The 24,563-nt window shown below is 71.4% G+C and carries 22 protein-coding genes and 2 pseudogenes; 14 read left to right on the top strand and 10 right to left on the bottom strand.

Features of this window, described 5'->3' with window-relative positions; translation table 11 throughout:
• Nucleotides 1-34 precede the first annotated feature (34 nt).
• The 4 genes from ACGFT1_RS18670 (at nucleotide 35) to ACGFT1_RS18655 (ending at nucleotide 4,143) form a co-directional block, all read left to right on the top strand.
• Nucleotides 35-184 carry a hypothetical protein gene (locus ACGFT1_RS18670; RefSeq protein WP_373910066.1) on the top strand — a complete coding sequence of 50 codons (150 nt, stop codon included), beginning with the start codon at nucleotides 35-37 and terminating at the stop codon, nucleotides 182-184.
• A gap of 91 nt (nucleotides 185-275) precedes the next feature.
• Nucleotides 276-1,751, top strand: a complete 1,476-nt coding sequence (locus ACGFT1_RS18665; protein WP_373910107.1) for an AAA family ATPase — start codon at nucleotides 276-278, stop codon at nucleotides 1,749-1,751.
• Between the two features lie 331 nt (nucleotides 1,752-2,082).
• Nucleotides 2,083-2,523, top strand: a complete 441-nt coding sequence (locus ACGFT1_RS18660) for a universal stress protein (RefSeq protein WP_373910065.1) — start codon at nucleotides 2,083-2,085, stop codon at nucleotides 2,521-2,523.
• Nucleotides 2,524-3,267: 744 nt separating this feature from the next.
• Nucleotides 3,268-4,143, top strand: a complete 876-nt coding sequence (locus ACGFT1_RS18655; RefSeq protein ID WP_373910064.1) for a universal stress protein — start codon at nucleotides 3,268-3,270, stop codon at nucleotides 4,141-4,143.
• Nucleotides 4,144-4,323: 180 nt separating this feature from the next.
• Here the strand turns inward: ACGFT1_RS18655 and ACGFT1_RS18650 are convergent, their stop codons facing one another.
• A complete protein-coding gene (locus ACGFT1_RS18650) occupies nucleotides 4,324-4,734 on the bottom strand; it encodes an STAS domain-containing protein (protein WP_373910063.1) in 411 nt (136 codons plus the stop codon).
• A 273-nt stretch (nucleotides 4,735-5,007) separates the two neighbouring features.
• Here ACGFT1_RS18650 and ACGFT1_RS18645 point away from each other — a divergent pair, with 273 nt between their 5' ends.
• The 5 genes from ACGFT1_RS18645 (at nucleotide 5,008) to ACGFT1_RS18625 (ending at nucleotide 9,984) form a co-directional block, all read left to right on the top strand.
• On the top strand, nucleotides 5,008-6,075 hold the full coding sequence (locus tag ACGFT1_RS18645) for a zinc-dependent alcohol dehydrogenase family protein (RefSeq protein WP_373910062.1): 1,068 nt from the start codon (nucleotides 5,008-5,010) through the stop codon (nucleotides 6,073-6,075).
• Nucleotides 6,076-6,309: 234 nt separating this feature from the next.
• The gene (locus ACGFT1_RS18640; protein ID WP_373910061.1) at nucleotides 6,310-7,563 is read left to right on the top strand and encodes a peptidoglycan-binding protein; all 1,254 of its coding nucleotides are present in this window, start codon (nucleotides 6,310-6,312) and stop codon (nucleotides 7,561-7,563) included.
• Nucleotides 7,564-7,588: 25 nt separating this feature from the next.
• Nucleotides 7,589-7,864, top strand: a complete 276-nt coding sequence (locus ACGFT1_RS18635; protein ID WP_373910060.1) for a hypothetical protein — start codon at nucleotides 7,589-7,591, stop codon at nucleotides 7,862-7,864.
• Nucleotides 7,812-8,609 (top strand): maleylpyruvate isomerase family mycothiol-dependent enzyme, encoded by a 798-nt coding sequence (locus ACGFT1_RS18630; protein ID WP_373910059.1) that lies wholly within the window; start codon nucleotides 7,812-7,814, stop codon nucleotides 8,607-8,609. The genes ACGFT1_RS18635 and ACGFT1_RS18630 overlap by 53 nt, the downstream gene beginning before the upstream one ends.
• A gap of 1,096 nt (nucleotides 8,610-9,705) precedes the next feature.
• Nucleotides 9,706-9,984 (top strand): GlsB/YeaQ/YmgE family stress response membrane protein, encoded by a 279-nt coding sequence (locus ACGFT1_RS18625; protein ID WP_373910058.1) that lies wholly within the window; start codon nucleotides 9,706-9,708, stop codon nucleotides 9,982-9,984.
• Nucleotides 9,985-10,267: 283 nt separating this feature from the next.
• Here ACGFT1_RS18625 and ACGFT1_RS18620 read toward each other — a convergent pair.
• From ACGFT1_RS18620 to ACGFT1_RS18605, 4 genes and pseudogenes are all read right to left on the bottom strand, one after another.
• Nucleotides 10,268-10,410, bottom strand: a pseudogene (locus tag ACGFT1_RS18620) (transposase); the annotation flags it as partial.
• 75 nt (nucleotides 10,411-10,485) lie between these two features.
• Complete coding sequence (locus ACGFT1_RS18615; protein ID WP_373910057.1) at nucleotides 10,486-11,091, bottom strand: dihydrofolate reductase family protein; 606 nt, start codon at nucleotides 11,089-11,091, stop codon at nucleotides 10,486-10,488.
• A 515-nt stretch (nucleotides 11,092-11,606) separates the two neighbouring features.
• Nucleotides 11,607-12,086, bottom strand: a complete 480-nt coding sequence (locus tag ACGFT1_RS18610) for a MarR family winged helix-turn-helix transcriptional regulator (protein WP_373910056.1) — start codon at nucleotides 12,084-12,086, stop codon at nucleotides 11,607-11,609.
• Nucleotides 12,087-12,122: 36 nt separating this feature from the next.
• Nucleotides 12,123-13,037: an NADP-dependent oxidoreductase gene (locus ACGFT1_RS18605; RefSeq protein WP_373910055.1), complete on the bottom strand. Its 915-nt coding sequence runs from the start codon at nucleotides 13,035-13,037 to the stop codon at nucleotides 12,123-12,125.
• A gap of 497 nt (nucleotides 13,038-13,534) precedes the next feature.
• On the opposite strand from ACGFT1_RS18605, the gene ACGFT1_RS18600 reads away from it, so the two are divergent.
• Complete coding sequence (locus ACGFT1_RS18600) at nucleotides 13,535-14,098, top strand: hypothetical protein (RefSeq protein ID WP_373910054.1); 564 nt, start codon at nucleotides 13,535-13,537, stop codon at nucleotides 14,096-14,098.
• A 49-nt stretch (nucleotides 14,099-14,147) separates the two neighbouring features.
• On the opposite strand, the gene ACGFT1_RS18595 is transcribed toward ACGFT1_RS18600, so the two are convergent.
• Nucleotides 14,148-15,059, bottom strand: coding sequence for a hypothetical protein (locus ACGFT1_RS18595; RefSeq protein WP_373910053.1), 912 nt, complete (start codon nucleotides 15,057-15,059; stop codon nucleotides 14,148-14,150).
• 214 nt (nucleotides 15,060-15,273) lie between these two features.
• On the opposite strand from ACGFT1_RS18595, the pseudogene ACGFT1_RS18590 reads away from it, so the two are divergent.
• A pseudogene (locus ACGFT1_RS18590) lies at nucleotides 15,274-15,521 on the top strand (transcriptional regulator); the annotation flags it as partial.
• 152 nt (nucleotides 15,522-15,673) lie between these two features.
• Here the strand turns inward: ACGFT1_RS18590 and ACGFT1_RS18585 are convergent.
• Nucleotides 15,674-16,240, bottom strand: a complete 567-nt coding sequence (locus ACGFT1_RS18585) for a TetR/AcrR family transcriptional regulator (protein ID WP_373910052.1) — start codon at nucleotides 16,238-16,240, stop codon at nucleotides 15,674-15,676.
• 147 nt (nucleotides 16,241-16,387) lie between these two features.
• On the opposite strand from ACGFT1_RS18585, the gene ACGFT1_RS18580 reads away from it, so the two are divergent.
• Nucleotides 16,388-17,857, top strand: coding sequence for an MFS transporter (locus ACGFT1_RS18580; protein WP_373910051.1), 1,470 nt, complete (start codon nucleotides 16,388-16,390; stop codon nucleotides 17,855-17,857).
• Between the two features lie 426 nt (nucleotides 17,858-18,283).
• Here the strand turns inward: ACGFT1_RS18580 and ACGFT1_RS18575 are convergent, their stop codons facing one another.
• Nucleotides 18,284-19,162, bottom strand: a complete 879-nt coding sequence (locus ACGFT1_RS18575; RefSeq protein ID WP_373910050.1) for a DUF6424 family protein — start codon at nucleotides 19,160-19,162, stop codon at nucleotides 18,284-18,286.
• Nucleotides 19,163-19,592: 430 nt separating this feature from the next.
• Between ACGFT1_RS18575 and ACGFT1_RS18570 the strand changes: the two genes are divergently transcribed.
• Nucleotides 19,593-20,216 carry a lasso peptide biosynthesis B2 protein gene (locus tag ACGFT1_RS18570; RefSeq protein WP_373910049.1) on the top strand — a complete coding sequence of 208 codons (624 nt, stop codon included), beginning with the start codon at nucleotides 19,593-19,595 and terminating at the stop codon, nucleotides 20,214-20,216.
• A gap of 1 nt (nucleotide 20,217) precedes the next feature.
• Nucleotides 20,218-21,996 carry an asparagine synthase-related protein gene (locus tag ACGFT1_RS18565; RefSeq protein WP_373910048.1) on the top strand — a complete coding sequence of 593 codons (1,779 nt, stop codon included), beginning with the start codon at nucleotides 20,218-20,220 and terminating at the stop codon, nucleotides 21,994-21,996.
• Here the strand turns inward: ACGFT1_RS18565 and ACGFT1_RS18560 are convergent.
• Nucleotides 21,980-23,296, bottom strand: a complete 1,317-nt coding sequence (locus ACGFT1_RS18560) for a hypothetical protein (protein ID WP_373910047.1) — start codon at nucleotides 23,294-23,296, stop codon at nucleotides 21,980-21,982. The genes ACGFT1_RS18565 and ACGFT1_RS18560 overlap by 17 nt on opposite strands.
• Nucleotides 23,297-23,763: 467 nt before the next feature.
• Nucleotides 23,764-24,477 (bottom strand): peptidoglycan-binding protein, encoded by a 714-nt coding sequence (locus ACGFT1_RS18555; protein WP_373910046.1) that lies wholly within the window; start codon nucleotides 24,475-24,477, stop codon nucleotides 23,764-23,766.
• Between the last annotated feature and the right edge of the window lie 86 nt (nucleotides 24,478-24,563).

The raw sequence follows: 24,563 nt of genomic DNA, 5'->3' as shown, positions 1-24,563 counted from the left end.
ATCCCAGCCTTCCAACGAGACGGAGGCCGCCGCCATGCAACCAGCCGTCACCGTGGGCCTCGACGGCTCGCCCGAGAGCCTGGCCGCCGCCCACCCCGCCGGGCCTTCGCCCCACCTGGGTCCGGTGGCCCAGGCAACCGTCGATCACGGGCGCTGCCCCGTCGCCGTCGTCCCTCATGACTGAGCCCGGCCTGCGCGCGACGCAGGGGCGGCCGGCGCCGCGGGACGACACATCCGGAGCCCGGCGCGGCGGGGAGGGCCCGCCGCGCGCGGAGGTGTACGAGACCCACACCGCGACCCTGTTCTTCGTCGGCGACCGCGCCTACAAGCTGAAGAAACCGGTCGACCTCGGCTTCCTGGACTACACCGCGGTGGCGTCGCGCCGGACCGCGTGCGAGCGCGAAGTCGTCCTCAACCGCAGGTTCGCGCCCGACGTCTACGTGGGGGTGGGGGAATTCCGCGGCCCTGGTGCGGAAACCCCCGAACCGCTCGTGGTGATGCGCCGCATGCCGGCGGAACGCCGCCTCTCGCGCCTCGTACGGGAAGGGGCCGCGGTGGACGGCGTCCTCCGTACCGTCGCCCGGCACCTGGCCGCATGGCACGCGCGTGCGCCCCGCGGCCGGGACGTGGACGAACAGGCCACACGTGACGCGCTGTCGGCCCGGTGGGAGGCGAGCTTCGCGCAGATGCACGCCCTGGCAGCCGAGGGCCTCGCGTGTGACGGCGTGTCGGAGGTGGAACGGCTGGTGCGCCGCTATCTCGCCGGCCGCGAGCCGCTGTTCGACGCCCGGATCGAGCGGGGCCGGGTGGTCGACGGTCACGGAGACCTGCTCGCCGAGGACATCTTCTGCCTCGACGACGGTCCCCGCGTCCTGGACTGTCTGGAGTTCGACGACCACCTCCGGTATGTCGACGGGCTGGACGACGCCGCCTTCCTCGCCATGGACCTGGAACACCTCGGCGCCCCGGAGGCCGCGGCCTACTTCCTCGCCCGGTACGGCGAGTACGCCGGTGATCCCGCGCCCCCGTCGCTGTGGCACCACTACGTCGCCTACCGCGCGTTCGTCCGAGCCAAGGTCTCCCTGATCCGGGCAGGCCAGGGCGCGTCCGGCGCGGAGACGGTGTCGCGGCGGCTGACGTCGACGGCACTGCGCCATCTGCGGACGTCCGCCGTGAGCCTGACCGTGGTCGCTGGGCTGCCGGGCAGCGGCAAGTCCACCCTTTCCGGGGCGCTGGCCGACCGGCTCGGCGTCACCCTGCTCAGCAGCGACCGCGTCCGCAAGGAGTTGGCGGGCATCCCCGCCGAGCAGTCCGCGGCGGCCGGTTACGGCGAGGGGCTGTACACACCCGAGTGGACGGCCAGGACCTATGCGGCCCTGCTCGATCGCGCAGCCGCGTTGCTGTCCTGCGGCGAGTCCGTCGTCCTGGACGCCACATGGTCCGACGCGGGACGGCGTGCGGCGGCTTCGCGCGTGGCCGAACGCACCAGCGCCGACCTGGTGGCCCTGCACTGCCAGGTGCCGGCAGACGTGACCGCGGCACGGCTGAGCGCGCGCGGCCCCGGCACGTCCGACGCCGGCCCCGACACCGCCGCCGCTATGGCCGTCAGGGAGCCACCGTGGCCGGAAGCCGTCCCCATCGACACCGGTGGCGCGTTGGAGGCCGCGGTCGCCCGTGCGCTGTCAGCCGTGCGCCCATGGGACACCGGCCGGGCCCCGGTCTTCCGCCGTCCCTACATGGAGCCGGACTGACGGCGCCCGGCCGCCGTGACCGGAGCGGGTCTTCCCGGGCGCACGCTGCACCGACATGGGCACCGGGGACTTCCCGCCTGCCCTCGGCATTCCGCAGCAGGCCGGCTCGACGGGTCGAACGGCACCCATGAGGGCCGTCCGGCCCCTACCCCGGCGGGTGCGCGGAGCGGGAGGGTGGGAGACACACGCGGAACCGTCGACTCGACGCAGCGTCCTGCGTCCCGCCGCCGCGTCCCGCTCTGGCGGGGTGGCGATCTGTCCCGCAGCGTGGAGAACAGAGAGGGCCGCAGCGGTGGCCAGGTGCGCACACGTGGAAGGAGAGGTGGGACGCATGGACGAGGAAGTCTCCCGGAAAGTGGTGGTGGGCGTCGACGGCTCGCAGTGCTCGCACGAGGCGCTGCGGTGGGCCGCGCGTTACGCCGGCCTGATCGGCGCCACCGTGGACGCGGTAGCGGTGTGGGAGCTGCCCGGTCGGTACGGCTGGTCGGCGCCGGCCGTGGACCTGGACGTCGACGAGGACGAGACCCGGCAGCAGATGCGGAAGGAGCTGACCGAGGTGCTCGGCGCGGACGCGGCCGGCTCGGTGCGGGCCCACGTGGTGCACGGCAATCCCACCGACGTGCTGCTGCGGGCCGCCGAAGGAGCCGAGGTCCTGGTCGTGGGCAGCCGGGGCAGGGGCGGCTTCGCGCGCGCCCTGCTGGGCTCCGTCAGCCAGCACGTGTCACAGCATGCGAGCTGCCCGGTCGTGATCGTACGCTCAGCGGAGAAGTGAGCCCACCGGGGCCCCGCATCGGTGCCGGACCCCGGCCGGTCACTGGAAGGCCGGTGAATCTCCTGCTCGGGCGCCTCGGGCGACACCAGCAGGAGCTCGTCACCGGGCTGCAGCCGCACCCCGGGATCCGGGACCGTGGGCCGGCCGTCGCGGACGACGGTGGCGACGACCGTGCCGTTCGGCGGGGCGATCCCGCCCAGGAGATGTCCGGCGCCCCGCAACCTCCCGGTGATCGCGGTCCCGATGACCTCGACACCCGCCTTGCTCAGCCGCAGGAGTGCCGCAGTGTGGGGCGTAGGGGTCCACGAGGAAGGCGACAAGGCCGGGGTGGCGGCGGGCGAGGGCGCGGAACGCCTCGTCCTCGTCGGAGAGCGTCTCGACGCGGGAGTGCGCGCGCATGGGCGCGGGAGACGATGACTCCGTGAGACCGGAGCGGGCCCGTCCGGTGCGACGCCGCCTTCGAGTGGGTCGGGAAAGGGGGCCGTTCGGCCCCGGACGGGGACCTGCGGCCCCTGACCGGGCGGCCGCGGTCTCATCACACTGGAATCGCCCCCCTCTCCGCCCGTCGGGGGCCTCGGCACCGGCGGCCCGAAGGAGGAACTGCCGGACCTCGTCCTCGACGCCGCGGCCGCGCACGACTGACTCGATCGAGGAGGAGACCATGAAGGCGACAGGGACCGGGCCGACCGAGGGGCTCGGGGCCGTCAAGGGGTGCCGCGAACCCGGCAGGGGACGGTGAACACGATGGACCTGCCCATCGTCGTCGGTGTCGACGGCTCGGAACCGAGTCTGCGCGCCGTCGACTGGGCGGCCGACGAGGCCGCCCTGCGCGGGGCACCGCTGCGGCTGGTGTACGCGTCGCTCTGGGATCGCTACGAAGGCGCCCTCCTCGCCCAGGAACTCGGCGAACCGGCCGAGGAGGTGATGGCCCAGGACGTCGTCGGTGTCGCGCGACACCGGGCCCGGCACCGCCGACCGGAAGTGGAGGTCACCACCGGCGTGCTGGCGGAGGAGCCGGAACACGGGCTGGTGCACGAGAGTCGCTCCGCCCTGGCCGTGGTCCTCGGGTGCCGGGGACGCAGCGCGATCAGCGAGGCGCTGCTCGGTTCCGTCAGCCTGTCGGTCGCCGGGCACGGACACTGCCCGGTGATCGTCCTGCGGGGCAGCCATGACAACCAGGCCCGCTCCGGGACCCGGGGCCGTATCCTCCTCGGCGTCGGCGTGAAGCCGGCGGGCTCGGAGCGCGTACGGTTCGCCACCGAGGAGGCCGTGCTGCGCGGAGTGCACCTGGAGGCCCTGTGCGCGTGGCGGCGCCCCGCGCACGCCACCACCGCGCACCCGCTTGTCGTCGGCGAACCGGTACACGCCGACGAACGGCGGGCCGTCGAGGCAGTGGAGGAGGCCCTACGGGATGTACCGGCCGGCCTCCGGGTACACCGCCAGGTCGTCGAGGGCCACGCGCGCGACGCCCTCGTCGCCGCCTCCTACGAGGCCGACCTCCTGGTCGTCGGCGCTCGACGCAGGCACGGCCCGTTCGGGCACCAGCTCGGCCGTGTCGCCCACGGAGTCCTCCACCACGCGGCGTGCCCGGTCGCCGTCGTACCCGAACCCTCCCATTGACGGGCCGCCCCGCGCGGGCGGCTCGCCCGGGGCGGCCGGGGACACCGGCGGCCGAGAAGAACAGCACCCACACGGTGAGGTCCCGGGCGGTGAGTTCGACGGCCCCCCGCCTCACCGCACGCGCGGCCTCCGTACGTCAGGCCGTGTCGGACGCCCTTGCCCGGGGAGGCCGACCGCATGTCAGGAAGCGCGCCTGATCTCCGGGGGTTCGACGACCGTTCCCGGGACCGGGAGCCGTGGGAGCAGCGCGAAGACGTCTCGCAGTCCCGTGAGGCGCAGCAAGCGCAGGAACTCGGCGCTGTCCGTGACCAGCCGCAGGCGTCCCGCCCGGGCGAGGACCCGGTTGCGCGCACGGCACAGGACGCCCAGTCCGGCGCAGTCCACGAAGGTTGTGGGGCGCAGATCCAGTACCAGGTCGGGGTGCGGGCGCGCGGTGAGCGCATCGAGGCGTTCCCGCAGCCCGGTCGCGGTCAGCAGGTCGAGCTCGCCGTACAGGGATACGACTGTCGTTCCGTCCGAGGTGCGGTGGGCGCGCACCGGAGCCGGTTCGCGGGAGCCGGGGGTGACGCACACCTCGTGGTTCTCGGCCATGCAACGAGAGAACCGGGTGCGCCGGGCCGGGCGGAAGGGCCGTTCGGCCCCGATCGGCGGACCGTCCGGAAGGTCCTGGGCCGGCCCCCGCGCGATCCGGCGGGTGCACGCGCGGCCACCGGCCTCGATGGGCGCCGTGCGGCCCGGGGTGAGGGCCGGACGGCCCATGCGGTCAGTGCACCCGTCGGCGAGGGTGGAGGTGCGGGGCGGTTCCGGTGCGGAGCCGGAGCCGCCGACCTGGCGGTGCACCTACCGAAGAGGGTGAGGAACGCTATGAAGGGCTTCGTCTTCCACGGTCCCGGGCATGCCTCCTGGCAGGACGTCCCGGACCCGGGCATCAAGGAACCGACCGACGCGATCGTGCGGGTCGGCGTCGTGACCATCTGCGGGACGGACCTGCACATCCTCAAGGGCGACGTGCCCGAGGTGCGCCCCGGCACGGTGCTCGGCCACGAGGCGGTCGGGGAGATCGTCGAGGTCGGCAGCGACGTGCGCACCGTACGGCCCGGTGACCGCGTGCTGATGTCCTGCATCACCTCCTGCGGACGGTGCCGCTTCTGCCGGGAGCGTGCGTACGGTCAGTGCCGGGGCGGCGGAGGCTGGATCCTCGGCCACCTGATCGACGGCACCCAGGCCGAGTACGTACGCGTGCCCCACGCCGATCTGTCCGTTCACCCGTTGCCCGCTGCCGTCCGCAGCGAGGACGCCGTCCTGCTCGCCGACATCTTCCCCACCTCTTACGAGGTCGGCGTCCTCAACGGACGGGTGCGTCCCGGTGACACCGTGGCCATCGTCGGCGCCGGTCCCGTCGGACTGGCGGCCATCGCGACGGCACGCCTGTTCGCGCCCGAGCGGATCATCGCCGTCGATCTGGCACCTGCCCGGCTGGAGGCCGCCCACCGGCTCGGCGCCGACGCGATCGCGGACGCCCGTGAGGCCCCGGGCCAGCTGGTGGCCGACCTGACCGACGGACTCGGCGCCGACGTGGTCATTGAGGCGGTCGGTGTCCCGGAGAGTTTCGAGCTGTGCACCCGCATGGTGCGGCCGGGTGGACACGTTGCCAATGTCGGCGTCCACGGCAAGCCGGCCACGCTGCATCTGGAAGACCTGTGGATCAAGAACGTGACGATCACGACCGGCCTGGTGGACACCTACTCCACGCCCGCCCTGCTGCGCATGGCCGCCGCCGGCCGGCTGCCGACCGGGCAACTCGTCACCCACGCCTTCCCCCTGGAGCAGATGGAGGAGGCCTACGACGTCTTCTCCAAGGCCGCCGAGACCGGTGCGCTCAAGGTCGCGCTGGGTGGGGAGCGGCACGAAGTGGCCCTGCCCGCGGCCTGACCGAGACACGTGACGGCCCTGACCGGCCGGCAGGCGAACGGGGTCGGCGACGAAGGCGCCGTTGCGGGTGCGGGGGCGACGCCGACCCGGCCACCCGACGGCCACACGGGCGAGGCCGGCAGTCAACCGCTCCCCCCGCCCGCACTACAGGCAGTCCCCAGGCGCGCATCCCACCGCAACGGTGACGCTCCGGATACAGTCAGGCACGCAACGCATGCGAAGGGACGTGGCGTCATGGTGCTGAGGTGTCCGAGGTTCTCGGTGGACCCGGAGTTGCGCGACACGCAGGCGGGCAACCACCGGATGCTGGAGCCGGAGGACGGCCTGGCGGTCAGGCGGGTGCAGTTCGCGCTGCTCGCGCTGGGCCGTGATGTCGGGCTTGCCGGGGACGACGGGATCTTCGGGCCGGACACCGGTGCGGCGGTAACGGCCTACAAGGACTCCAAGGGGCTGACGCCGGACGATCCGGTGGTGGGCCCCGGCACCATCCAGGCGCTGGACGACGATCTCTTCTTCGACCCGCCGCAACTCGACCCGGACTACAAGGAGTTCGCTCCCTCAGTGGCGGACGGTCGGGTCGAGCCGTTCGCCGGCCTCGAGTTGGCCGCGCTGATCGACACCCCGCTGAACCAGTGGCGGCGCATGTTCGGCTTCTTCACCCTGAACAATCTCAACTCCGGTCAGCTGCTGGCGATCACCGCCGAGAGCTGCGCCCAGGACCAGCGCGCCCGCTTCCTCGATGTGGCCGCGCCCACCCAGGCGGACGGCTCGAGCGCTGCGTCGGTGTTCGACGGCGTCCTTCCGATGCGCTCCACCGCCGGCCGCACCGTCGAGTACGACGCCAGCGACGGCACCCGGCAGGCCTATCTGCTGCTCAACGACCAGGTGCTGCTCGGGCGCGAGACGATCCTGCGGAGGTCCACCGGCACCCGGGCGCCGGTGACCACCCAGGGGGTGCTGATCCACGAGCTCACCCATGTCCGCAACCGTGCGGCGGTGGTGAACCTGCTGCAGACGCCGGACACCGACACCGACAGCTACGTCGACACCGTCCTGGCGCAGAACAGCTCGGCCGCCGTCTCGCCCACCGCTGAGGTGCTGCGTACCTTCGTGGGGGAGGTCTGCGCTCGCCACGTGCACTGGATCATGCTGCAGGAGACGGCCGGCAATCCGACCGCGCCGGGCTTCCTGACCCCCGAGCGTTTGGTGGACGCGGTGCGCTTCTACGCCGAGGACACCGAGCTGTTCGATGCCAACGGATATCTCCCCGGCATCCGGGCGCAGGGCCCCGCCGCGCTGTTCGGCCAACTGGGACTCTGGCTGCGGCGCTGCCAGGAGTTCGCGTTCAGCGACGACGCCTCGGAGAACGCGCGCACCGTGAAGTTGTTCGGCGACGCCGCCAATGTCTGCACCCGGCTGGCCGGCAACCCGCCGACCGGCACCCCGAACCCGGACGGGCTCTTCCCGCTGCCCGCCGACTTCGTCTAGAGCGCCGGGCCCCGGCCTGCTGCTGATGAACCGGATCGCGACGGCCGCCGATCACCACGCCGAACTGACGGCCGGTCACCCGGTGACCTTCTTCGCCGAGGACCTCACCCGCGGCCACCGCTTCGACGTGCTCGGCTCGCCGCAGCCGGATGGACGATGCCCCCGAGGCCGACTTGCCTTCGAGCGCACTCCAGCCGCCACACTGATCGTCACCGGAATCCGTACCCGTGACAGAACGGCGGCAGCAGATGGCGACGACGAGCAACGCAGGGCATCCCCTGCCGTACGACACCTACCGTGAGGAGATCGAGCGGGAGACCCACCGGTTCGCCGACGCGGTACGCGGCGCCGACCCCGCGGGTGCCGTGCCCTCCTGCCCCGACTGGACACTGGCCGAGCTCACCCGGCACGTCGGCTCGCTGCAGCGCTGGTTCTGCGCCCTGCTGTCCCGGCGCGTGCAGGAGTTTCCCCGCAGCCGGGACGTGGAACTGGGGCTGCCCGATGACCTGCGGGACTACCCCGACTGGGTGACGGCGGGGGTGCCCGAGGTGGCGGCCGTGCTGCGGGACACAGACCCCGACACGCCGATGTGGACATGGGGCGAGGACCGGCATGCGCGGTTCTGGGCGCGCCGGATGCTGTTCGAGACGCTGGTGCACCGGGTGGACGCCGAGCGTGCCGTCGGCCGGGAGCCGGACGTCGACCCGGTGTTGGCGGCGGACGGAGTGGACGAGTTTTTGGTGAACCTGCCATACGCGGGGCTTTTCGCGCCCGGGGTGACAAAGCTGCGCGGCGACGGCGAGACGATCGCGTTCAGGTGCACGGATGCGGCCGGTGAGCAATGGCGGGTGCGGCTGGAGCCTGTCGGTATCCGGCTGCTGTCCGGCGGGGTTGCCGAGTCCGGGCCGGACACGGCGGCATTGCGGGGGCAGGCGGCGGATCTTCTGCTGCTGCTCTACGGCCGACGGTCGTACCAGGAGACGGTCTTCGACGTCTCGGGGGACGCCGCGGTCCTCGACCGCTGGTTCGACCACACGGCCTTTTGATCCGGACGGCCTGCCGGAACGCCGTACGGGCGCCCTGCGCGGTCACCGCGCGGTGGTACTGATCCGGCCGGTGGGCGGGGGGGACCGAAGGCACGCAGGCGGCGAGCGCCATGTCGTCCCGCAGTCGATCGCCGCTGAAGGTCAGCAGGCCGTCGTGGAGGCGTCCCAGGAAGTCGCAGGGCGGCAGGGAGCACCAGGAACTCGGGTGGTGCTCCCACCCGGTTGCGGGGGGGGCGGACGACCGAACGCAGCGGGCGGGTGTGCCGGTGGCCGTTGGCGCAGGTCCCGATTCAGGCCGCCGACCAACCTGGGCCATGCCGAACACCAACCGCTCGCCCCGGCACCGCCGCGCACCAACGAGCACCGAACTGCCCCACGCACAGCAAAGATGGCACAACCTGATCGGCGCGACGCGCTACCTGACAAGCGTGCGGATCAGAACGCCGCCCGGGAAGCAGCACCCGCGGACATCCCGCCTGCGGAGGCGCGACCGGCTCCCGCTCGAGCAGAGCTGCGACGGCATCCGTCCTGAGGACCGTTCACGGCACAGTGCGCGCGGTCACGGTGGACGCCCAGACGCTCGCTGACTCCACGGCCGTGACGGCGGGTCGCGCGACGAGCAGGGCGGGGGTGCGCGGCATGATCTGCTCACGCGGCAGGCCACCCCGGGCGCCGGGCGGGCGGCCTCCACCGTGGCCACGACCTGTCCTGGCCGGCCAGGACAGGATCGCTGCGCGGGGCCGGTACTCAGTCCGTGGGCGGTTGCTACCCGCGGACCTGGACCCTCTGCGAGATCAGGAGCGGATCCTGCCGATAGCTGGGCCACGACCTGGACGCCACGCCCACCGGAGCCGCCGCCACGTGCGGTCCAGCAGGTCCGCCCCGTGGTCCAGCGCGTGAACGGGTGAGGCACCAGCACAGGTGGGGATTGACGCAGGCCGAAAGAGGCGGATTTCCGCACGTTCTCGTCCCGGCCCCTCCCCTCACGGATCAGGAGCCGGCCGGGTTGCGACCGGAGAAGACGTTTACTCGGGCGCGCTCGGTGCAGACGATGAGCTAACACAGCCTTTATACGACGACGAAGCGGAGACACACCATGGGCATCATCGCGTGGATCATCATCGGCCTGCTCGCCGGCGCCATCGCCAAAGCCCTGATGCCGGGCAAGGACCCCGGCGGCATCATCGTCACCATGCTCATCGGTATCGCCGGCGGCCTGCTCGGCGGCTGGCTCGGCAAGGTGATCTTCGGCGTCGACTCCATTGACGGGTTCTTCAACCTCTCCACCTGGATCGCCGCAATCGTCGGCTCGCTCATCCTGCTGCTCCTCTACCGCCTCGTCATCGGTAACCGGCACTCGCACCGCCACGCATGACCCACTGAAGACACACGCCTCCGACGCACCTGAACGGCTCCCCTCCTGGTCGCAGGACGGGAGCCGTCGGCATGCACGCCGGCCCCGCTTCGAACGGGCTGGGCACAACCGCATCCGGGCGCGCCGGCTGCTGGCACCGGGGGCGGCGGTGAAGGCGGGGGCGCGGCGGTGCAGAACCCGCAGCTGTACGCCGCCCACGGGGGCCCGGCCGGCGGCGTACTCGAACAGACAGCCCCACGCGCGCACCGCCGGGTGTGAGACCAGCAGGTCACCAGCCTGCCCTCAGCGGCGGGCCGCGGGTGTCGACGACGAGGTGCCGCTTGCGCCCGTTGATTTTCTTGCCCGTGTCGTAGGGCGAGAGTCCCTGCCGATCGTGGAGGCCGCCATCACGGACCGGGAGTCGATGATGGTGGCGACCGCCTTCGGGCGTGTAAGCGCCGACCGGGGATGGGAAACAGCTTCGAAGAGCGGTTGGCGTGCGAAAGCGCAGCGGGTCCTCGACTAGTAGCTGTCGTAGCTGGGCCTACCGCTCGGCCGGTAGACGCCGACGACGGTGCCGCCCTTCGTCGGCGAGACACTGACCGGCTCCAGCGCAGTGGGGATCGCTCCGTCGGCGAACAGCCGCTTGCCAGTGCCGATGATCACCGGATGGATGGTCAGCCGGTACTCGTCGACGAGGCCGTGCCGCATGAGGGTCTGGGCGAGGTCGCCGCTGCCGACGACGTTGATGTTGCCGCCGTCGGACGCCTTCAGCTCGCGCACGGCATCGACGATGTCGCCCCCCAGCAGTGTGGAGTTCTGCCACCCGACGGACGTCAGGGTCCGAGACGCCACGTATTTGTGCATGCTGTTCATCCGATGGGTGAACGGGTTGCCGGGATCGGCGGCCGGCCAGTACGAGGCGAAGATCTCGTACGTCTTGCGGCCGAGCAGCATCGCGTCGGAGGACTCGTACCAACCGGAGATGGCCGTGCCGACCTCGTCGTCGGCCACCGGTTTCTGCCAGCCGCCGTGCTCGAAGCCGCTCTCAGCGTCCTCGTCCGGACCGCCCGGCGCCTGCATGACGCCGTCCAGCGTCAGGAACGTGCAAACGATGATCTCGCGCATGGTGCGCTCCTTTCGTCGACGGGTAGACGGCACAACCGCCGATAACTCATCGCGAAGTCTTCCGGCGCCGGGCCGCAGTGCCTGGCTGCCGGGCGGTGGACCTCGATGAGCCGGGGACGATGTGGAACCCGGCGAAGGAGGCGTGGGAGGAAAGCGTCGTGGCCCGCGTCTCTCACGCGGAGACCGGCACACCGGCCGCCCCATCACCGCGACCGCGCCGGACGAACCGGCCGGACAGTGGCTGGCCAGTGCCGCAAAGCGGCGGACTCGGCAAGGGGGCGCGGGCGTCGCGGCGCGCCGGGGCAGCTGACCGCGATCGACCCCGGACTGGCGGCCCTCCTGGCCCGTGGACCGGGCGGCCCGTAAGTCCGCGACAGGAGCGGACTGTGTACGCAATTCATACGCAGTACGGGATGCGATCCGCACGGCACCCGATGAGGACTGCCTTCGGGCAACCCCTCGCTCCGCACAGGACACGGATGGTGCCGGCAAGTCAGCCGGCTCTCCGCGCTCGCTTACTCGTCAGGTGGCTGTCGGCTGTGGTCCCTGACCGACTTCTCGATGATGCGCGCGCATGTGGTGAATGCCTGGATCTGGTCAGGGGTCAGGTCGCGCACGGACACCTGCTCCAGGGTCCGCCACATGTCGGCGATGGGCTCCTGGAGGGCGCGCCCGGCATCGGTGAGGTGGACCACCATGACTCGCCGGTCGTGGGAGGCGGGCTCCCGGGTGAGCAGCCCGGCCTCCTGCATACGGCGCAGGGACTTGGAAACGGTGGAGTGGTCGAGACCGGCCCGCTCCAGCAGTTCCGCCTGGGTCCGGCCATCGTGGTCGAAGAGCTGCATCAGCAGCAGCTCCTGCCCCGGGTGCAGGTTCATGGCGCGCAGCATGCCGGCGGCATGGGCACGGTGGGTGCGGGCCAGCTGGAAGATGGCGTAGCTCAACGGCCCCGCTCCCGCCGTGTTCGGAAGCTCCGCTGAGGTGGGGTCTGACATGGCTCTCCCTCATCACACAACAAGTGGGCCGGCGTACTAGTCGACGGTGAGGACGATCTTGCCGCGGTTGTGGCCGGCGTCGCTGGTCTGCTGGGCCTTGGCCGCTTCGGCGAGGGGGTAGGTGGCGCTGATCGTGGTGACCAGGGTGCCGTCGGCGGCCTGCTGCGCCAGCTCGGCGAGGCGGGCGGCGGAGCGGCGCTGGGGACCCTCGGCGAAGACGACGCCGAGCTCAGCGGCACGGAAGTCGGCGGTGGTGACGATCCGGTCCGTGCCGCCGCGCAGAGTGATGGAGTCCTCCAGCGCACCCCTGCCCGCGGCGTCGAGGACAGCGTCCACGCCTTCGGGGGCGAGCGCACGGACCCGGTCGACCAGTTTGTCGCCGTAGACCAGTGCGGTGGCGCCGAGGGAGGTGACGTACTCCTGGTTGGCCGGCCCCGCGGTGCCGATGACGCGGGCGCCGCGTGCGACGGCCAGTTGGACGGCGATGGTGCCCAGCGCCCCGGATGCACCGTGGATCAGCAGCGTCTCACCGGAGGTGACACCGAGCAGGTCCAGGACGCGCTCGGCGGCGTCGGTCGCCACGGGCAGGGCGGCGGCGTGCGCCCAGTCCAGACCGGCGGGCTTGGGCGCGAGGACGGCCGCGGAGGCCAGGGCGTATTGGGCATAGGAGCCGGTGTCGGACCAGCCAAGGACCTCGTCCCCGGCCTTGAGGTGGTCGACGCCCTCGCCGACGGCGTCGACCACTCCAGCGATCTCGCCGCCGGGCACGGCGGGGAGGGTGGTGGGGAAGATGGCCTCCATACCGCCGGAGCGGATCTTGCCGTCCACCGGGTTGACGCCGACAGCCTGGACGCGCACACGGACCTGGCCGGGGCCGGGCTGGGGGGTGTCGATCTCCGCCTCGTGCAGGACCTCGGTGCCGCCGAAAGTGTCGAAAACGATGGCCTTCATGACTGCTCTCCTTGAAGTGGGATGCCGCCCCGAGCAACTTCCGTGGCTAGCCACATAAAAGTAGCACTCATTATGTGGCTAGCCAAGTAATGGTGCTCGAGGAGCTCCCGGAGGCGAGCCCGCCTGTCGTGAACCGATCGTTCGACAAGGCCCGTCGCGCTCCAGGACACCGGCGAACGCCGTGTCGGCGCCGACGACGACGGGCCGGTGCGCGGAGGCGGTGGCCAGAGGCAGGGCGATCAGCACGAGGCTCGCCCGCCAGCGCACGGGGATGGCCGGCTCCGTCAGCAGCACGGCCTACGGCAGGGGAAGCAGGCGCAGCCGCACCGGTGGCGCCGGCCAATCCGGCCCGCGTACGGTGCCGCCCTGCGGCGCCAGGGGAGGCCGGTGACGATCCTCCGCCCCCGCGTACGGTGCCGCGCCGGGGACACGGAGGAAGGTTCCTCCCGTGCCTGCCGGTCTGGTAGGCATGGGGGGTGCGATTCGAAAGTGTTCCCATGCCGCCGGCGGTAGTGGCGCGGCCACGGGACGTACGGGGGTATCCGGTACCGGCGATCACTCCGTGGGAGGGGGACGAGCCGCAGTTCGCGCTGACCGACTACGAGCGCAGCGCGGCGTGCGCCCGGAAACGGCTGTGCTCGGTGTGCGACCGGGGCATGGCACAGGGCCCGGTGTGGCGGGTGGTGGGGGCCGCGGAGAGCGCGGCGATCGGTGAGGCGCTCGCCGCCGGACGGCCGTACCGCAATGTCGCGCCGACCCTCGAAGGCCCCGGGCACCGCGCGTGCATGCTGTACGCCTCGATGGTGTGCCCGTACCTGGCCCGGCCCAACGCCCGGCGGGGGATGTCGGCGACCGAACCGGACGAGATGACCGCGCACGTGGTGCGGGGCGCCGTCCGGGGGGCGATGGGCGCGGTGGTGGGGTTCGGGGAGTACGAGTACGCCGTCACGAGCAGCCAGGTGCTGTTCCGGTTCCTCGACGTCGTCGAGTTCTTGCCGCACGACACGGCCGACGCGCACCTGGACGCACTGAGGGCCGAGCTCGCCCGGACGGCGGAGTGACTCCGCGCCTGGGACGGGCTCGGCCCGATGCCGTGCGGTGTGGGGACACTCAGGGACGGTAGGCGGCCAGGCCGGCCGTCGACGTGACCTTGGCCGGCCGGCCCGTGCCGTCGGCCGGCAGGGTGACCGTGCCGGCGGGGGTACGGGCCGCGAGCGTCTTGCCGTCGGGGGACCAGGCCGGCTCGGTGTAGTCCGTGGTGGCGTGCGGGGTGAGGTCCTTGACGTGGTTGCCGTGCGTGAAGTCCTCGACGAAGAGGTGGTCGTGGCCCGCGACGGAGCGAACGAAGACGACCTCCTCCTCGTTCGGCGACAGCGCCGGCTGGGATCCCTTGGTGAGCTTGCCGCCCTGCTGGCGCAGATAGTCGTCACGGATGTAGACGGCGCCCGTGTCGGCGTTGGCGTAGACCGAGGTGCCGTGATGGCCGGCCGCGTTGGGCCAGACGTTGCCGGTCTGCGGGACCGCGCCGTCCGGGTCCGGGGCGCCGTTCAGGGTCAGCGTCTTCGGGGTGCCGTGGACGGCCTTGGCGGAGACGTACTTCAGTCGGGAGACGCCCTTGGCGCGGGCGGCGAAGATGAGGTTGTCCTTGGCGGGGATCCCGTACTGGGTGTCCTTCTTGGTCACCTGCCAGGTCGGGTGTGACCAGGTCTGGCCGCCGGGGTTCTTGGCCACCACGACCCGCCGGCTGCCGTCGGGGTTGGCGATGTCCAGGTTGCCGGATCCGTCGACGAAGGCGGCCTTGGCGCCGTCCGGGGACCAGGCGAGGTCGCGGACGGTCACCCCGAAGTTCACCCGGTGTCCGTTGATCTGCACGTACTTGGTGCCGTTGCTGACGGTCAGGGTGCCGTGCGAGGCGACGGCGTCGGCCGCCGAGGCGGCGCCGGAGGCGCCCAGCAGCGCGGTGCCGGTGACAGCCGCGGCCACCGCGATGGCGGCGGCCGTGGTGCGGGTGCGTGTGGTCATGGCGATCCCCCAGGAACATGGTCATGTCGTGCCGTGCGGCGGAGCCAGAGCAGCCGCGCCGTCCCCCGGGTCCGCCGAGGGCCCCGCGAGCGCCTGCCGCTCTGTCCGTGGAACAGCCTGTCAAGCCCCGATCTTGGAACCGTCCGTTTGGTGTCACAGGGACGTAACACGACGTAGTCGTGCTCCCAGGGGCTGTGCAGGCTGGGCTCGATGACCATGGCGCGCCCTGTCCCTTCCCACCTGGCGGCCCGACATCCGCGCGGCGGTCATCTCCCGCACCCGGATCAACCCGCACCAAAAGCTCGTCAAGCAGGCGGCGTTCCCCGGTCAGCACCCGGTCGCGATCCCTCCGACGGCGTCGTCCATGCGGCCGGCGGCGTCAGCCCGCTGGACTTCCTGCCCTGCCGGGACGGCAAGCCTCTGCCCGGCGGCTTCAAGCCCGGTGTCGACCCGGGCCCGGTCATCAGGCGTCGCGTCCGCCGTCCAGCTCGTTCGCCAGCCAAGGGCCGGATGCCCGAGCCGGCGGGCGCGTGTCGGCGAACACCTCACGGAGCCCTGGCACCGCGTCCGCGGGGCGGCACCTTCGCGCTCCGCTTCCGCGGACCGGGCTGAGGTCACAGCAATCGGTCGACCAGCCCGTCGACGTAGTCGGGGCTGAGCGGGCCCATGCCGAACAACACGCGGATGTACATCGGGGCCAGCACGTGGTCCAGCACGCCGAATGCGTCGGGTGCGTCCTCGCCGCGTTCGCGGGCACGATCGAGCATGGACTGCAGTTGCCGGGTGCGTTCGCCCAGGAGGTCGTCACGCGCCTGCAGGCCCTGCTGACCATTGCTCGACAGAGCGACGGACAGGCGTAGCAACGCCAGGCCGTCGGGTCCGGTGATCTCACGGGCCACGTTGGCCGCGTAAGCGCGCAGGTCGCCCGCCAGACTCCCGGTGTCCGGCATCGGCGACCGCGCGTTGAGGCGGGTGAGCGCCACGTCGGTGAGCAGGGTCTCCAAACTCCCCCACCGGCGGTAGATGCTGCTGTCGGCCACGCCCGCGCGGGCCGCGACCTCGCCGACGGTGAACGTGCCGTAGCCGCGCTCGCTGATCAGATCGGTGACGGCCTGGTGCACCGCCGCGCCGACGCGGGCGCCGCGCCCGCCGGGTCGCCGGGCTCGCTGTCGCTCGTCCATGCCCCCACTTTAACGCAGCCGTGACTTGCGTTTACGCACCGGGCCTCCCTACAGTCGCCTAACGCAGTCGATGACTGCGTTAGAGCGCCCAAGGGCTGACCGCGTCCGCCGTGGAGAGGCGCAACTACCTTTTTGGGAGGAATCCCCATGGCTGCATCGCCTGCCGCCGTAGGCAGTCGACCAAACCGGGCCGTCCTGCTCACGGTGACCTGCCTGGGCCAATTCATGGTGCTGCTCGACAACACGATTGTCGGAGCGGCGCTGCCCGATATGCAGCATCGGCTGCACACTCAGCTGACCGGTCTGCAGTGGATCGTCGACGCGTACGTGCTGGCGGTCGCCATGCTGCTGCTGTCCGGCGGCGTCTTCGCCGACCGGTTCGGCCGCAAGCGGGTGTACCTGGCCGGTGCGGTGGTGTTCACCGCCGCATCGGTGCTGTGCAGCCTCGCACCCTCAGCCGGATGGCTTGTCGCCGCCCGGGTGCTGCAGGGCATCGGGGCCTCGGCGCTGAGCCCCGCCTCGCTGGCCCTGCTTGCCGCCGCCTATCCCGTTCCTCAGGAACGCGTCAAGGCGATCGGGCTGTGGGCAGGATTCAGCGGAATCGGTCTGGCCGCCGGACCCGTGGCCGGCGGCGTGCTGACAGATGCCTTCGGCTGGCCCGCCATCTTCCTGGTCAATCTGCCCATCGGCGTGATCCTGCTGCTGGTCGGCCTGCGCCACCTTGGCGAGTCCCGCAATCCGAGCGCCCCCGCGATCGACATCCCGGGGACGGTGCTGTCCGTTCTGGCGGTGGGGGCACTGACCTACGGGCTGATCGAGGGTGGCGCCCGCGGCTGGACCACACCGGTCATCCTGGGAAGCTTCGCCGCCGCGGCGATCCTCCTCGCCGGGTTCGTTCTCGTCGAAGCGCGTCGCTCCGCACCGATGCTGCCGCTGCGGCTGTTCCGGCAGCGGCTGTTCACCGTGTCCAACACCGCCATGATCGTGGTGGGGTTCGCGCTCATGGGCTCGTCGTTCTTCTTCTCCCAGTTCTTCGTGTACGTCCAGGGCAGCTCGATCCTGCGCGCCGGCCTGCAGACCCTCCCCGCATCTCTTGCCATGGTGATCGCCAGCCCGTTCGCGGGCCGGCTCGCCGCCCGGTACGGCTTCCGCATCGTGGTCACCATCGGCCTGGCCCTGGCCGGAGGGGGGCTGCGGGCACTGGGCACGGTGCACGCCGACACCGGTTACGGGAACGTGTGGTGGCGGCTGGGAGTCGTCGGCATCGGCTTCGCCCTGACCATGTCCCCACTGACAGGCGCCGCCATCCAAGCGGTCAGCCCGCAAGAGGGCGGCCTCGCCTCTGGCATCAGCAGCACCACCCGGCAGATCGGCGCGGTGCTCGGCGTGGCGGTACTCGGTGCCGTCGTCCGCACCCGGCAATCCGGCGGCGCCTCCTTCGAGACCGGCCTCAACAGCGCCTTCGTCACTGCCGGCACCGTCACTTCGGCCACCGCCGTGTTCACCGGCCTGTGGCTGGCGAGGTCCAAGCCCGTGGAAGGGTCGGCGGTGCCGCACCGTTCCGCCGATACAGACGCGGTCAGCGCGCCGGACGAGGTGTCCGCGAAGAATCGTTGACGGCGACACCGACCTTGGCCGGGAGGCGTCCCGCCGGATGATTCCCCGGCGGGACGCCTCCCGGCCAACAGGACGAAGCTCCGCGCCGTCCACGAATGACCGGACGCGAGAGTTCTGCGAGACAGCTCTGACCGGCTGCCCGGGGCGCGGCCTCCTTCCGGCACTCGGCATGGCGATCCGCAACCTGCCGCTGCTCATGGCCGGTACGGGGCCGTACACAGGCGGGCGAGGGCTTGGTCGAGGCGGTCAGGGCCCTGCTTCCCCGAGCGGCGGCCCGGGCGGCGCACTGCACCCCGACAGGCCTGCACACCCGCTGTTCGGTTCGACTTCCGGCCCGCCGCGTGGCAGACGGCGAAGCGGCACGCATGCCCTCCTCACCACATAAGGCACGCTCTCAGCCCGGCGATTGACCGGGACCCCGCCTGGCTAGCCGGGACTCCGGGCGGTGCGCCGCGGTGCGCGGGACGACAGCGGGCCGGCCGCGGTGCGCCGGCCGGGGGCGACCTGCCGGGCGAATGCCTGCAGGGCCACATCGCTGTTCGCCGGCAGGACGGCCATCAGCCCCCGGTCCTGGGCCTCGGCGATCGTGGGGGCGGCGGCACTTCCCTCCGGGACGAAGGTCAGGCGGACGTGCCCGTCACCGGAGCCGCGACGGTCCACCGGAGCGACGGCGCCGTGGGTGCCGTCGGGCAGGGTCACCCAGAGCTGGAAGTCGTCGTACCGGACGAAGTCCGCACCCTTCACCGGCCAGGGATAGTGGTGTTCACCGGGCACGCTCGGAAGGATGCCCTGGTGGTTGGCGTGGCTCAGGGGCACGCACGAGTTGAACAAGGAGTCGGTCCACGCCTCGACGGCGTCGGCGTCCTTGATCGGCGTGCGCAACAGGTCCTCGGCGCGCTCGTAGCCGAGTTCCGCCAGCGCGGGCAGCGTGAGCGGGAAGGCGTCGACCAGTTCGGCGGCGTCCTGCCGGAGCCGGTCCACCTTCGCGGGATCGGCGCAGAACTGCATGCTCCACTCGATGCCGACCCGGGCACGGTACATGCACCACCCGCGGGACCCCTTGACCCACAGACTGCCGCCGTGGTGCATCTCCCAGCGCTCGGAATGCTTCGCCCCCTCGTCGTCCACGGGCCTCGGCCCGTACGGCAGGTCGGCATCGTCCATGGCGTGGAGTATCTTGTGGGCCGTCTCTTTGGCGGCCCGAAAATGTGACGATTCAAAACGCTTCGGGTGCTCGACGAGGCGGATCTTCCACGGATGGTTCTCCGATTCGATACCGTCCGGCCGGGGTTCGGGGTGGCCCATGCTGACCTCCTTGGCTCGGCCTCACGGGCCGGCCGCCGGCTCGCGGGGCGGAATCCCTGTGCTTCCATCGTGCTCCGCGACCCGGCCGGTCGCGACCCGGGCGGGCGATGGATGTGCGCAAATCCCGGACCTGCACGGCTCGTTGACGTCGGCCGGCCTTGTGCGGCGCGCGGTCATGGAAGGCCGGACCGATCGGCGCGGCAGTCCGGTTGCGGGGCATTCCGGGCGGAGTAGCCTGGAGTTGATCGGTCCTGCCCTGCCTGGTTCTGGAGGTGGGCGATGTTTCTCCGATTGCTGCGGCGCCGTAAGCCGCACCGGCTGGTCCTTCTCGGCAACGGCCGTCTGATCCGGGGCTTCAGCGGCGGACTCTACGACGGCCACGGTTACCTGTCCTGACACCTTTCGCAGGGAAACACCTGGAGGATGTGCGGTGGCTGAGGACACCGACGCCCTGGCAGCCATGGCAAGGATCCTGTCACCGCACTGCCGTGTCACCGGGATGTCCGACGGAGCGCTGATCGCGGACTGGAAACGGACGCGTTTTCTCGGAATGACAGCGGCGGATCTGAGGAAGTTCGCCGGAGAAAGCCCCGAGGACCGCGCCGAGCTCGTCACCGCTCTCCTGCGGGCCGGGTGCGCGACGGACCGCCGGATGCGGCACGCGGACGCCGCCGTCGGGTTGTGGTTGCGAGGAGTGCACGTGCTGATCCGGACCGTGGGATTCGGACGTGCTGTGGGGCTGCTGTCCCTGGCCGCCCCGGAATACGCCCGCGCGGATCTTCCCCCGGCGGAGGAGGTCGCACGGCTGAAGCGAGCGGTGCGGTCGCACAGCCACAGCAGCTGGCTGGTCAACGGCGACTGCAAGTCCGAGGCGGTGACGGCCTTCGTCCTGCTGCGGCGGTGCGGCCTGGAGGCCGTACTCCACGTCGGTGTGCGCGAGCACCCTTTCGCCCTGCACGCCTGGACGTCCTCGGGCGGACTGTGCATCCCCGACGCCGATCCGCGAGGGCATGCCTTCACCCCCGTGCTGTCGATCGGCTGCGGGAGACCGTGACATGGACGCGCTCCGCCTTGACTGGTCCGGCGGCGCCCCGAGGCTCCGCACCAGCGCCGCCCTGGCACGTGAGGGCCTCGTGACGACGGTCTCCTCGCCTGCCGGCACCGCGGCCGTCGTCGGCTGGGTCGGCTCGACCCGCGACCGGGTGGCGGGTGCCCACGGCCTGCTCGACGCCTTCGGCCGGCCGGGAGGCGCCCCGCCGCTGCCGGCCGGCGACTACGCGGCCGTTCTGGTGTGCCGCGACCGCATCGTGCTGACGCGCGACGAGCAGGCACGCATACCCCTGTTCTTCAGGGAGTCCGGGGGCCACCTGGACGCCGTGAGCACCTCCGCCCGCAGCCTTGGCAGCGCCACAGAGCTCGACTCCCGCTACTTCTGCCGGTACCTCACCGGGAACCTGGCACAACCGCACACGGACCGCACCCCGTTCGCCGGGGTGCACCGCGTCCTCGGCGGCGAGGTGGTGGAGCTCTCCCGCACCGGACGACTGCGCGGTCGTACGCCGCGACGCGCCCGTCCCGCCACCGACCCGCTGACGTCCACGGCCGGCGAACCCCGCCTCGACGAGGCCGCGCAGCAGTTGCGCCTGGCGCTGGAGAGCGCCGTCGGACGCCGTATGGGCACGACGACGGCCTGCCATGTCTCGGGCGGCACCGACTCCACCGGCGTCGCGCTGCTCGCCGCACGTCTGCTCGCCGCGGAACACGGCGACCCCGGGGAGCTGGTCCTGCTCGCCGGGCGCTTCTCCCGCGGAGAGCTGGCCGCGGAGCAGCCGTACCTCTACCTCGCGCTGGAGGAGATCCGCCGGCACACCCCCGGTGCCCGCCCGGTGATCGTCGACGCCGACGACGTGGCCGACTTCGACGACTTCCCGCACCACGCGGGAGACTCGGACGAGCCCCACGCGCACGCCTTCCGCGCCCCCTTCTGGAGCCGGCTCCACGCCGCGGCGGCGGAACGGGGCTGTGACACGCTCCTGACCGGCTGCGGCGCCGATCCGATCGCGGACGCCAACCCCTTCCACCTGCACCGGCTCGCCCGCACGGGCCGGTTCCGGCAGATGACCCGGCAGGCACGCGCCTGGGCCGCGGGAAGCGAGCGGGGCCTGCGGGACGTCGTCCACGCCTACGTGATCCAGCCGGCTCTCCCCCTCACCACCGAACGGGTCGCCGCACTGGCCCGCCATGGAACGGTGCTCGGCGGACTCGGCACCTTCAACCGCCCCCCATGGCTGCGGTCCGGGTTCGCGCGCACTCACGGCTACCGGGAGGCCGGCATCGAGGAGAGCCGCTTCCTGTTCGGACGCAGACCGGAGGAATCGCTGTACGACGCCGCCAACTACATCGCCGCTCCCGACCCGCTGTCCTGGTGCCGCGCGGCTCAAGACGGGTTCTTCCTCTCCCACCCCTTCCTCGACCCGGAGGTCGTCGCCACGATGAGCCGCCTCCCCGTCGCGGCCACCTTCCGGCCGGGCCGCCCGAAGGCCGTGCTCCGCGAGGCCTTGGCGGACCTCCTACCCGCCCCGATCCGCGGCAGGGTGGTCAAGGTGCCCTTCGACGACCTCTACGCCCGGGGGCTGCGGGCACACGGCGACGACCTCATCGCTCTGTGCCGCTCCGCGCGGCACCCGCTCATCGCGGAGATGTTCGACGTGGAGACGCTGTGCCGGGCCGTGCGGGAGGCGCAACTCGGCATGGGGGACGCCTACGCCTGGGACCGGATGAACAGCTCACTCGCCCTGGTGGCCTGGCTGGAGCGGCTCACCGCTGGTTCTTGACGTCCCACAGGCTCCGCTCGACAGGGCCGGCGAAGGGATCCACGAAGCCGTACCGGCTCACCAGCTCACGTTGCTTCTCCCCGGACAACTGGCTGCTGCCATCGTCGTCCTTGCGCGTCACGTACGACTGCAGAGACGCACCGTGCGTGCCGAACGTCCAATAGACGGTGACGAAGCGGGGGTCCCTGGTGTGTTCGTCGATCGCATTGTTCTCGTGCACCCGGGCACGGTAGACGAGGGAGTCGGGGCCTCCCTTCTGGTGCTTCCTCAACCATGCCGGGGCCTTGCCACCACCCCAGGTGGTTCTCACGAAGTTGAGCGGTGGATCCAGCACGATCTGATCCTTGCGCGCGAGGCTCGCGGTGGCGTAGAAGGCCAGCTGGTCGTACCGCGTGTCCATGGGCAGTTGCACCATCATGCGCGTGGTGAAGACGTCGCTCGGTTCCACCCAGCTTCCGGGCAGCATCCAGGGTTTCGCGTCCACCAACTGGCCGGCCTGGTGGATTTCCCGGCGGGAGAGCGGGTTCATCTCCCCCGAGGATCTGGAGATCTGCACGGCATCGCTTCGCCACTTCTCTTGGAGGCGGTCCGTGGAGCTCAGCCGCACCCGTTGCCCCATGGCGTGGACTTCGGTGCCGAGGACGTAGAACCCCACGTCGGTGTGGTTCTGAAGTGTGATGTCGACCGGTAAGGCGAACGCTTTCCGGTCCTTGCTCAGGACAGCCTTCCCCACGGACAATGTGATGACAGGTCTGGGCTCACGCCGGTACGGCAGATAGAGGTTCTGGTAACCGAAATTGGCGACGGCGAGGACCGAGGAGACCACCAGCGCAGCGGCTACCCGCTTCGGGGCGGGAACCGTGACCGACGTCCGCCACACGGCGAAGAGAGCCCATGCCGCCCCCGCCATGAGTGCGCCGAACAGCACCGGGAAGAGGACCAGATCGCCGTTCTTCAGCGTCCTGATCAGGAGCAGGGAGTTGGTCAGGAGCGCCGCGAACAGGCCGATCAGTGCGATCAGGCCTGAGTACGGGAAGCTGTGCATGATCCAGTGATCCAGGACCGCGCCGACGGCCAGGAGCGTGGTGAACGCGACCATGATGAGGACGGCACCGGTGAGCCGACCGGGGAAGGTCAGAGCATGGGCGAAGTTGCCGATGCCGAACCAGCCCAGCAGTACCGTCGTCCCGAGGAGGACCACCAGGTTCACTGCCACGTCGAGCTGGGCCTGCCGGGTGTTCAGCGAGGGCCGTAGCACTTTCGGGCGCAAGCCGACGGGGGGCTTGGGGGGAGTACGCACCCGATCACCTCCTGAGGCCGTCGGTCGAGGGCGGGCGTGCGGTGCGGACGCACACCTCTGCGGCGCGGCCTCGGGAGATCTGCTGCCGCGCGGTGATGTCCTGCACCATCGTCCGTGGTGGACCACCGGGTCGCCATCCGGGCGCCCCCGGACGTGGAACCTCCCCGGTATCCGAGCGGGCTTCGCGACGTCGCCGTAGGACCATCGAGGGGCCCTTGGGCATCTGGAAGTGCGGATGCGGATCCCGTGGCGTTGCCCGTGGCGCCGGCCCCGCCGAGATGCTGGCCGGCGGTCACCCTCTGACCGTCGCTCACCTGCCGTCGAGTGGCTTGGTCTGTTCGCCGAAGAAGAAGGTGGGGCCACCGGGGATGTCGTGGCCCTGGGCGATCAGTGCCTTCCGCACGATGCGGACACCGTCGTTGGACTCCCCGAAACCCGACGTTGGACAGTGCGGCCATTGCGGTCTTCTAGTAGCCGTGCGGACGACGGTTCCGGTCCGCCTGCTGCACGCGCGCCGTGAAGTCGGAACCGGAACGGTTCACGTGGTAGCGGTCGCGGACGTAGTTGATCGTGGCGCACATGTCCGCGACCACGTCGTACGGCGTGGTGGCGGTCCCCGCCTGGTGGTAGGCGGCGAAAGTGGAGGGAATGCACTGGGTGGCACCCCGGGAGCAGTTCTGCGGGTGGCCGTCGGGCGCTCTGGGGCCTCGGGCGTTGATGTCGTTGAGGTTCACCCGCTTCCGGTTGTAGGACGACTCGCGCTCGGTGATGGTGACCAGCGCGGGTACGCCGTACCGCGAGTCCATGCCGGTCAGCTCGCACGCCTTTCGCGCGTAGCGTTGCATGGCCTCCAGTCCGACGTCGTCGTGCGGATCGTCGTAGGTGACCTGGCTGAGACCGAGCCGTCCGAGCCCTGCCCCGGCCCCGGCCCCGGGAGGGTCGACGGTGAAGCCGGCGCGCCGGCCGAGCGCGCTCAGGGAGGCGTAGCCCGGGACGCCGTCGGCGTCGGCCCCGGTGAAGCCCTGGGCGAGCTGTTCGGCACGGTAGGCGGCCCTGGTCTGTTCGCCGAAGAAGCCGGTGGGACCGCCGGGGATGTCGTGGCCCTGGGCGATCAGTGCCTTCTGCACGATGCGGACGTCGTCGTTGGACGCCCCGAACCGGACGTTGGGCAGTGCGACCATGACGGTTCGTCTCCCTTCGTGTCGTCAGCCCCAGGGAGCCACGGTGAGCCGGTCCAGGTGGAGACGGAGCAGAGGGCTCTCGAACT

The sequence above is a fragment of the Streptomyces sp. Y20 genome, from assembly GCF_043195475.1.
Classification (GTDB): Bacteria; Actinomycetota; Actinomycetes; order Streptomycetales; family Streptomycetaceae; genus Streptomyces.
The sequence above is the reverse complement of the archived record's forward strand: the minus strand, read 5'-3'. Positions and strand labels throughout refer to the sequence as shown.

Coding starts and splice junctions, on each gene's coding strand:
- ACGFT1_RS18670 (WP_373910066.1), top strand. CDS start 35: ATGCAACCAGCCGTCACCGTGGGCCTCGACGGCTCGCCCGAGAGCCTG.
- ACGFT1_RS18660 (WP_373910065.1), top strand. CDS start 2,083: ATGGACGAGGAAGTCTCCCGGAAAGTGGTGGTGGGCGTCGACGGCTCG.
- ACGFT1_RS18655 (WP_373910064.1), top strand. CDS start 3,268: ATGGACCTGCCCATCGTCGTCGGTGTCGACGGCTCGGAACCGAGTCTG.
- ACGFT1_RS18650 (WP_373910063.1), bottom strand. CDS start 4,734: ATGGCCGAGAACCACGAGGTGTGCGTCACCCCCGGCTCCCGCGAACCG.
- ACGFT1_RS18645 (WP_373910062.1), top strand. CDS start 5,008: ATGAAGGGCTTCGTCTTCCACGGTCCCGGGCATGCCTCCTGGCAGGAC.
- ACGFT1_RS18640 (WP_373910061.1), top strand. CDS start 6,310: ATGGTGCTGAGGTGTCCGAGGTTCTCGGTGGACCCGGAGTTGCGCGAC.
- ACGFT1_RS18635 (WP_373910060.1), top strand. CDS start 7,589: ATGAACCGGATCGCGACGGCCGCCGATCACCACGCCGAACTGACGGCC.
- ACGFT1_RS18630 (WP_373910059.1), top strand. CDS start 7,812: ATGGCGACGACGAGCAACGCAGGGCATCCCCTGCCGTACGACACCTAC.
- ACGFT1_RS18625 (WP_373910058.1), top strand. CDS start 9,706: ATGGGCATCATCGCGTGGATCATCATCGGCCTGCTCGCCGGCGCCATC.
- ACGFT1_RS18615 (WP_373910057.1), bottom strand. CDS start 11,091: ATGCGCGAGATCATCGTTTGCACGTTCCTGACGCTGGACGGCGTCATG.
- ACGFT1_RS18610 (WP_373910056.1), bottom strand. CDS start 12,086: ATGTCAGACCCCACCTCAGCGGAGCTTCCGAACACGGCGGGAGCGGGG.
- ACGFT1_RS18605 (WP_373910055.1), bottom strand. CDS start 13,037: ATGAAGGCCATCGTTTTCGACACTTTCGGCGGCACCGAGGTCCTGCAC.
- ACGFT1_RS18600 (WP_373910054.1), top strand. CDS start 13,535: ATGCCGCCGGCGGTAGTGGCGCGGCCACGGGACGTACGGGGGTATCCG.
- ACGFT1_RS18595 (WP_373910053.1), bottom strand. CDS start 15,059: ATGACCACACGCACCCGCACCACGGCCGCCGCCATCGCGGTGGCCGCG.
- ACGFT1_RS18585 (WP_373910052.1), bottom strand. CDS start 16,240: ATGGACGAGCGACAGCGAGCCCGGCGACCCGGCGGGCGCGGCGCCCGC.
- ACGFT1_RS18580 (WP_373910051.1), top strand. CDS start 16,388: ATGGCTGCATCGCCTGCCGCCGTAGGCAGTCGACCAAACCGGGCCGTC.
- ACGFT1_RS18575 (WP_373910050.1), bottom strand. CDS start 19,162: ATGGGCCACCCCGAACCCCGGCCGGACGGTATCGAATCGGAGAACCAT.
- ACGFT1_RS18565 (WP_373910048.1), top strand. CDS start 20,218: ATGGACGCGCTCCGCCTTGACTGGTCCGGCGGCGCCCCGAGGCTCCGC.
- ACGFT1_RS18555 (WP_373910046.1), bottom strand. CDS start 24,477: ATGGTCGCACTGCCCAACGTCCGGTTCGGGGCGTCCAACGACGACGTC.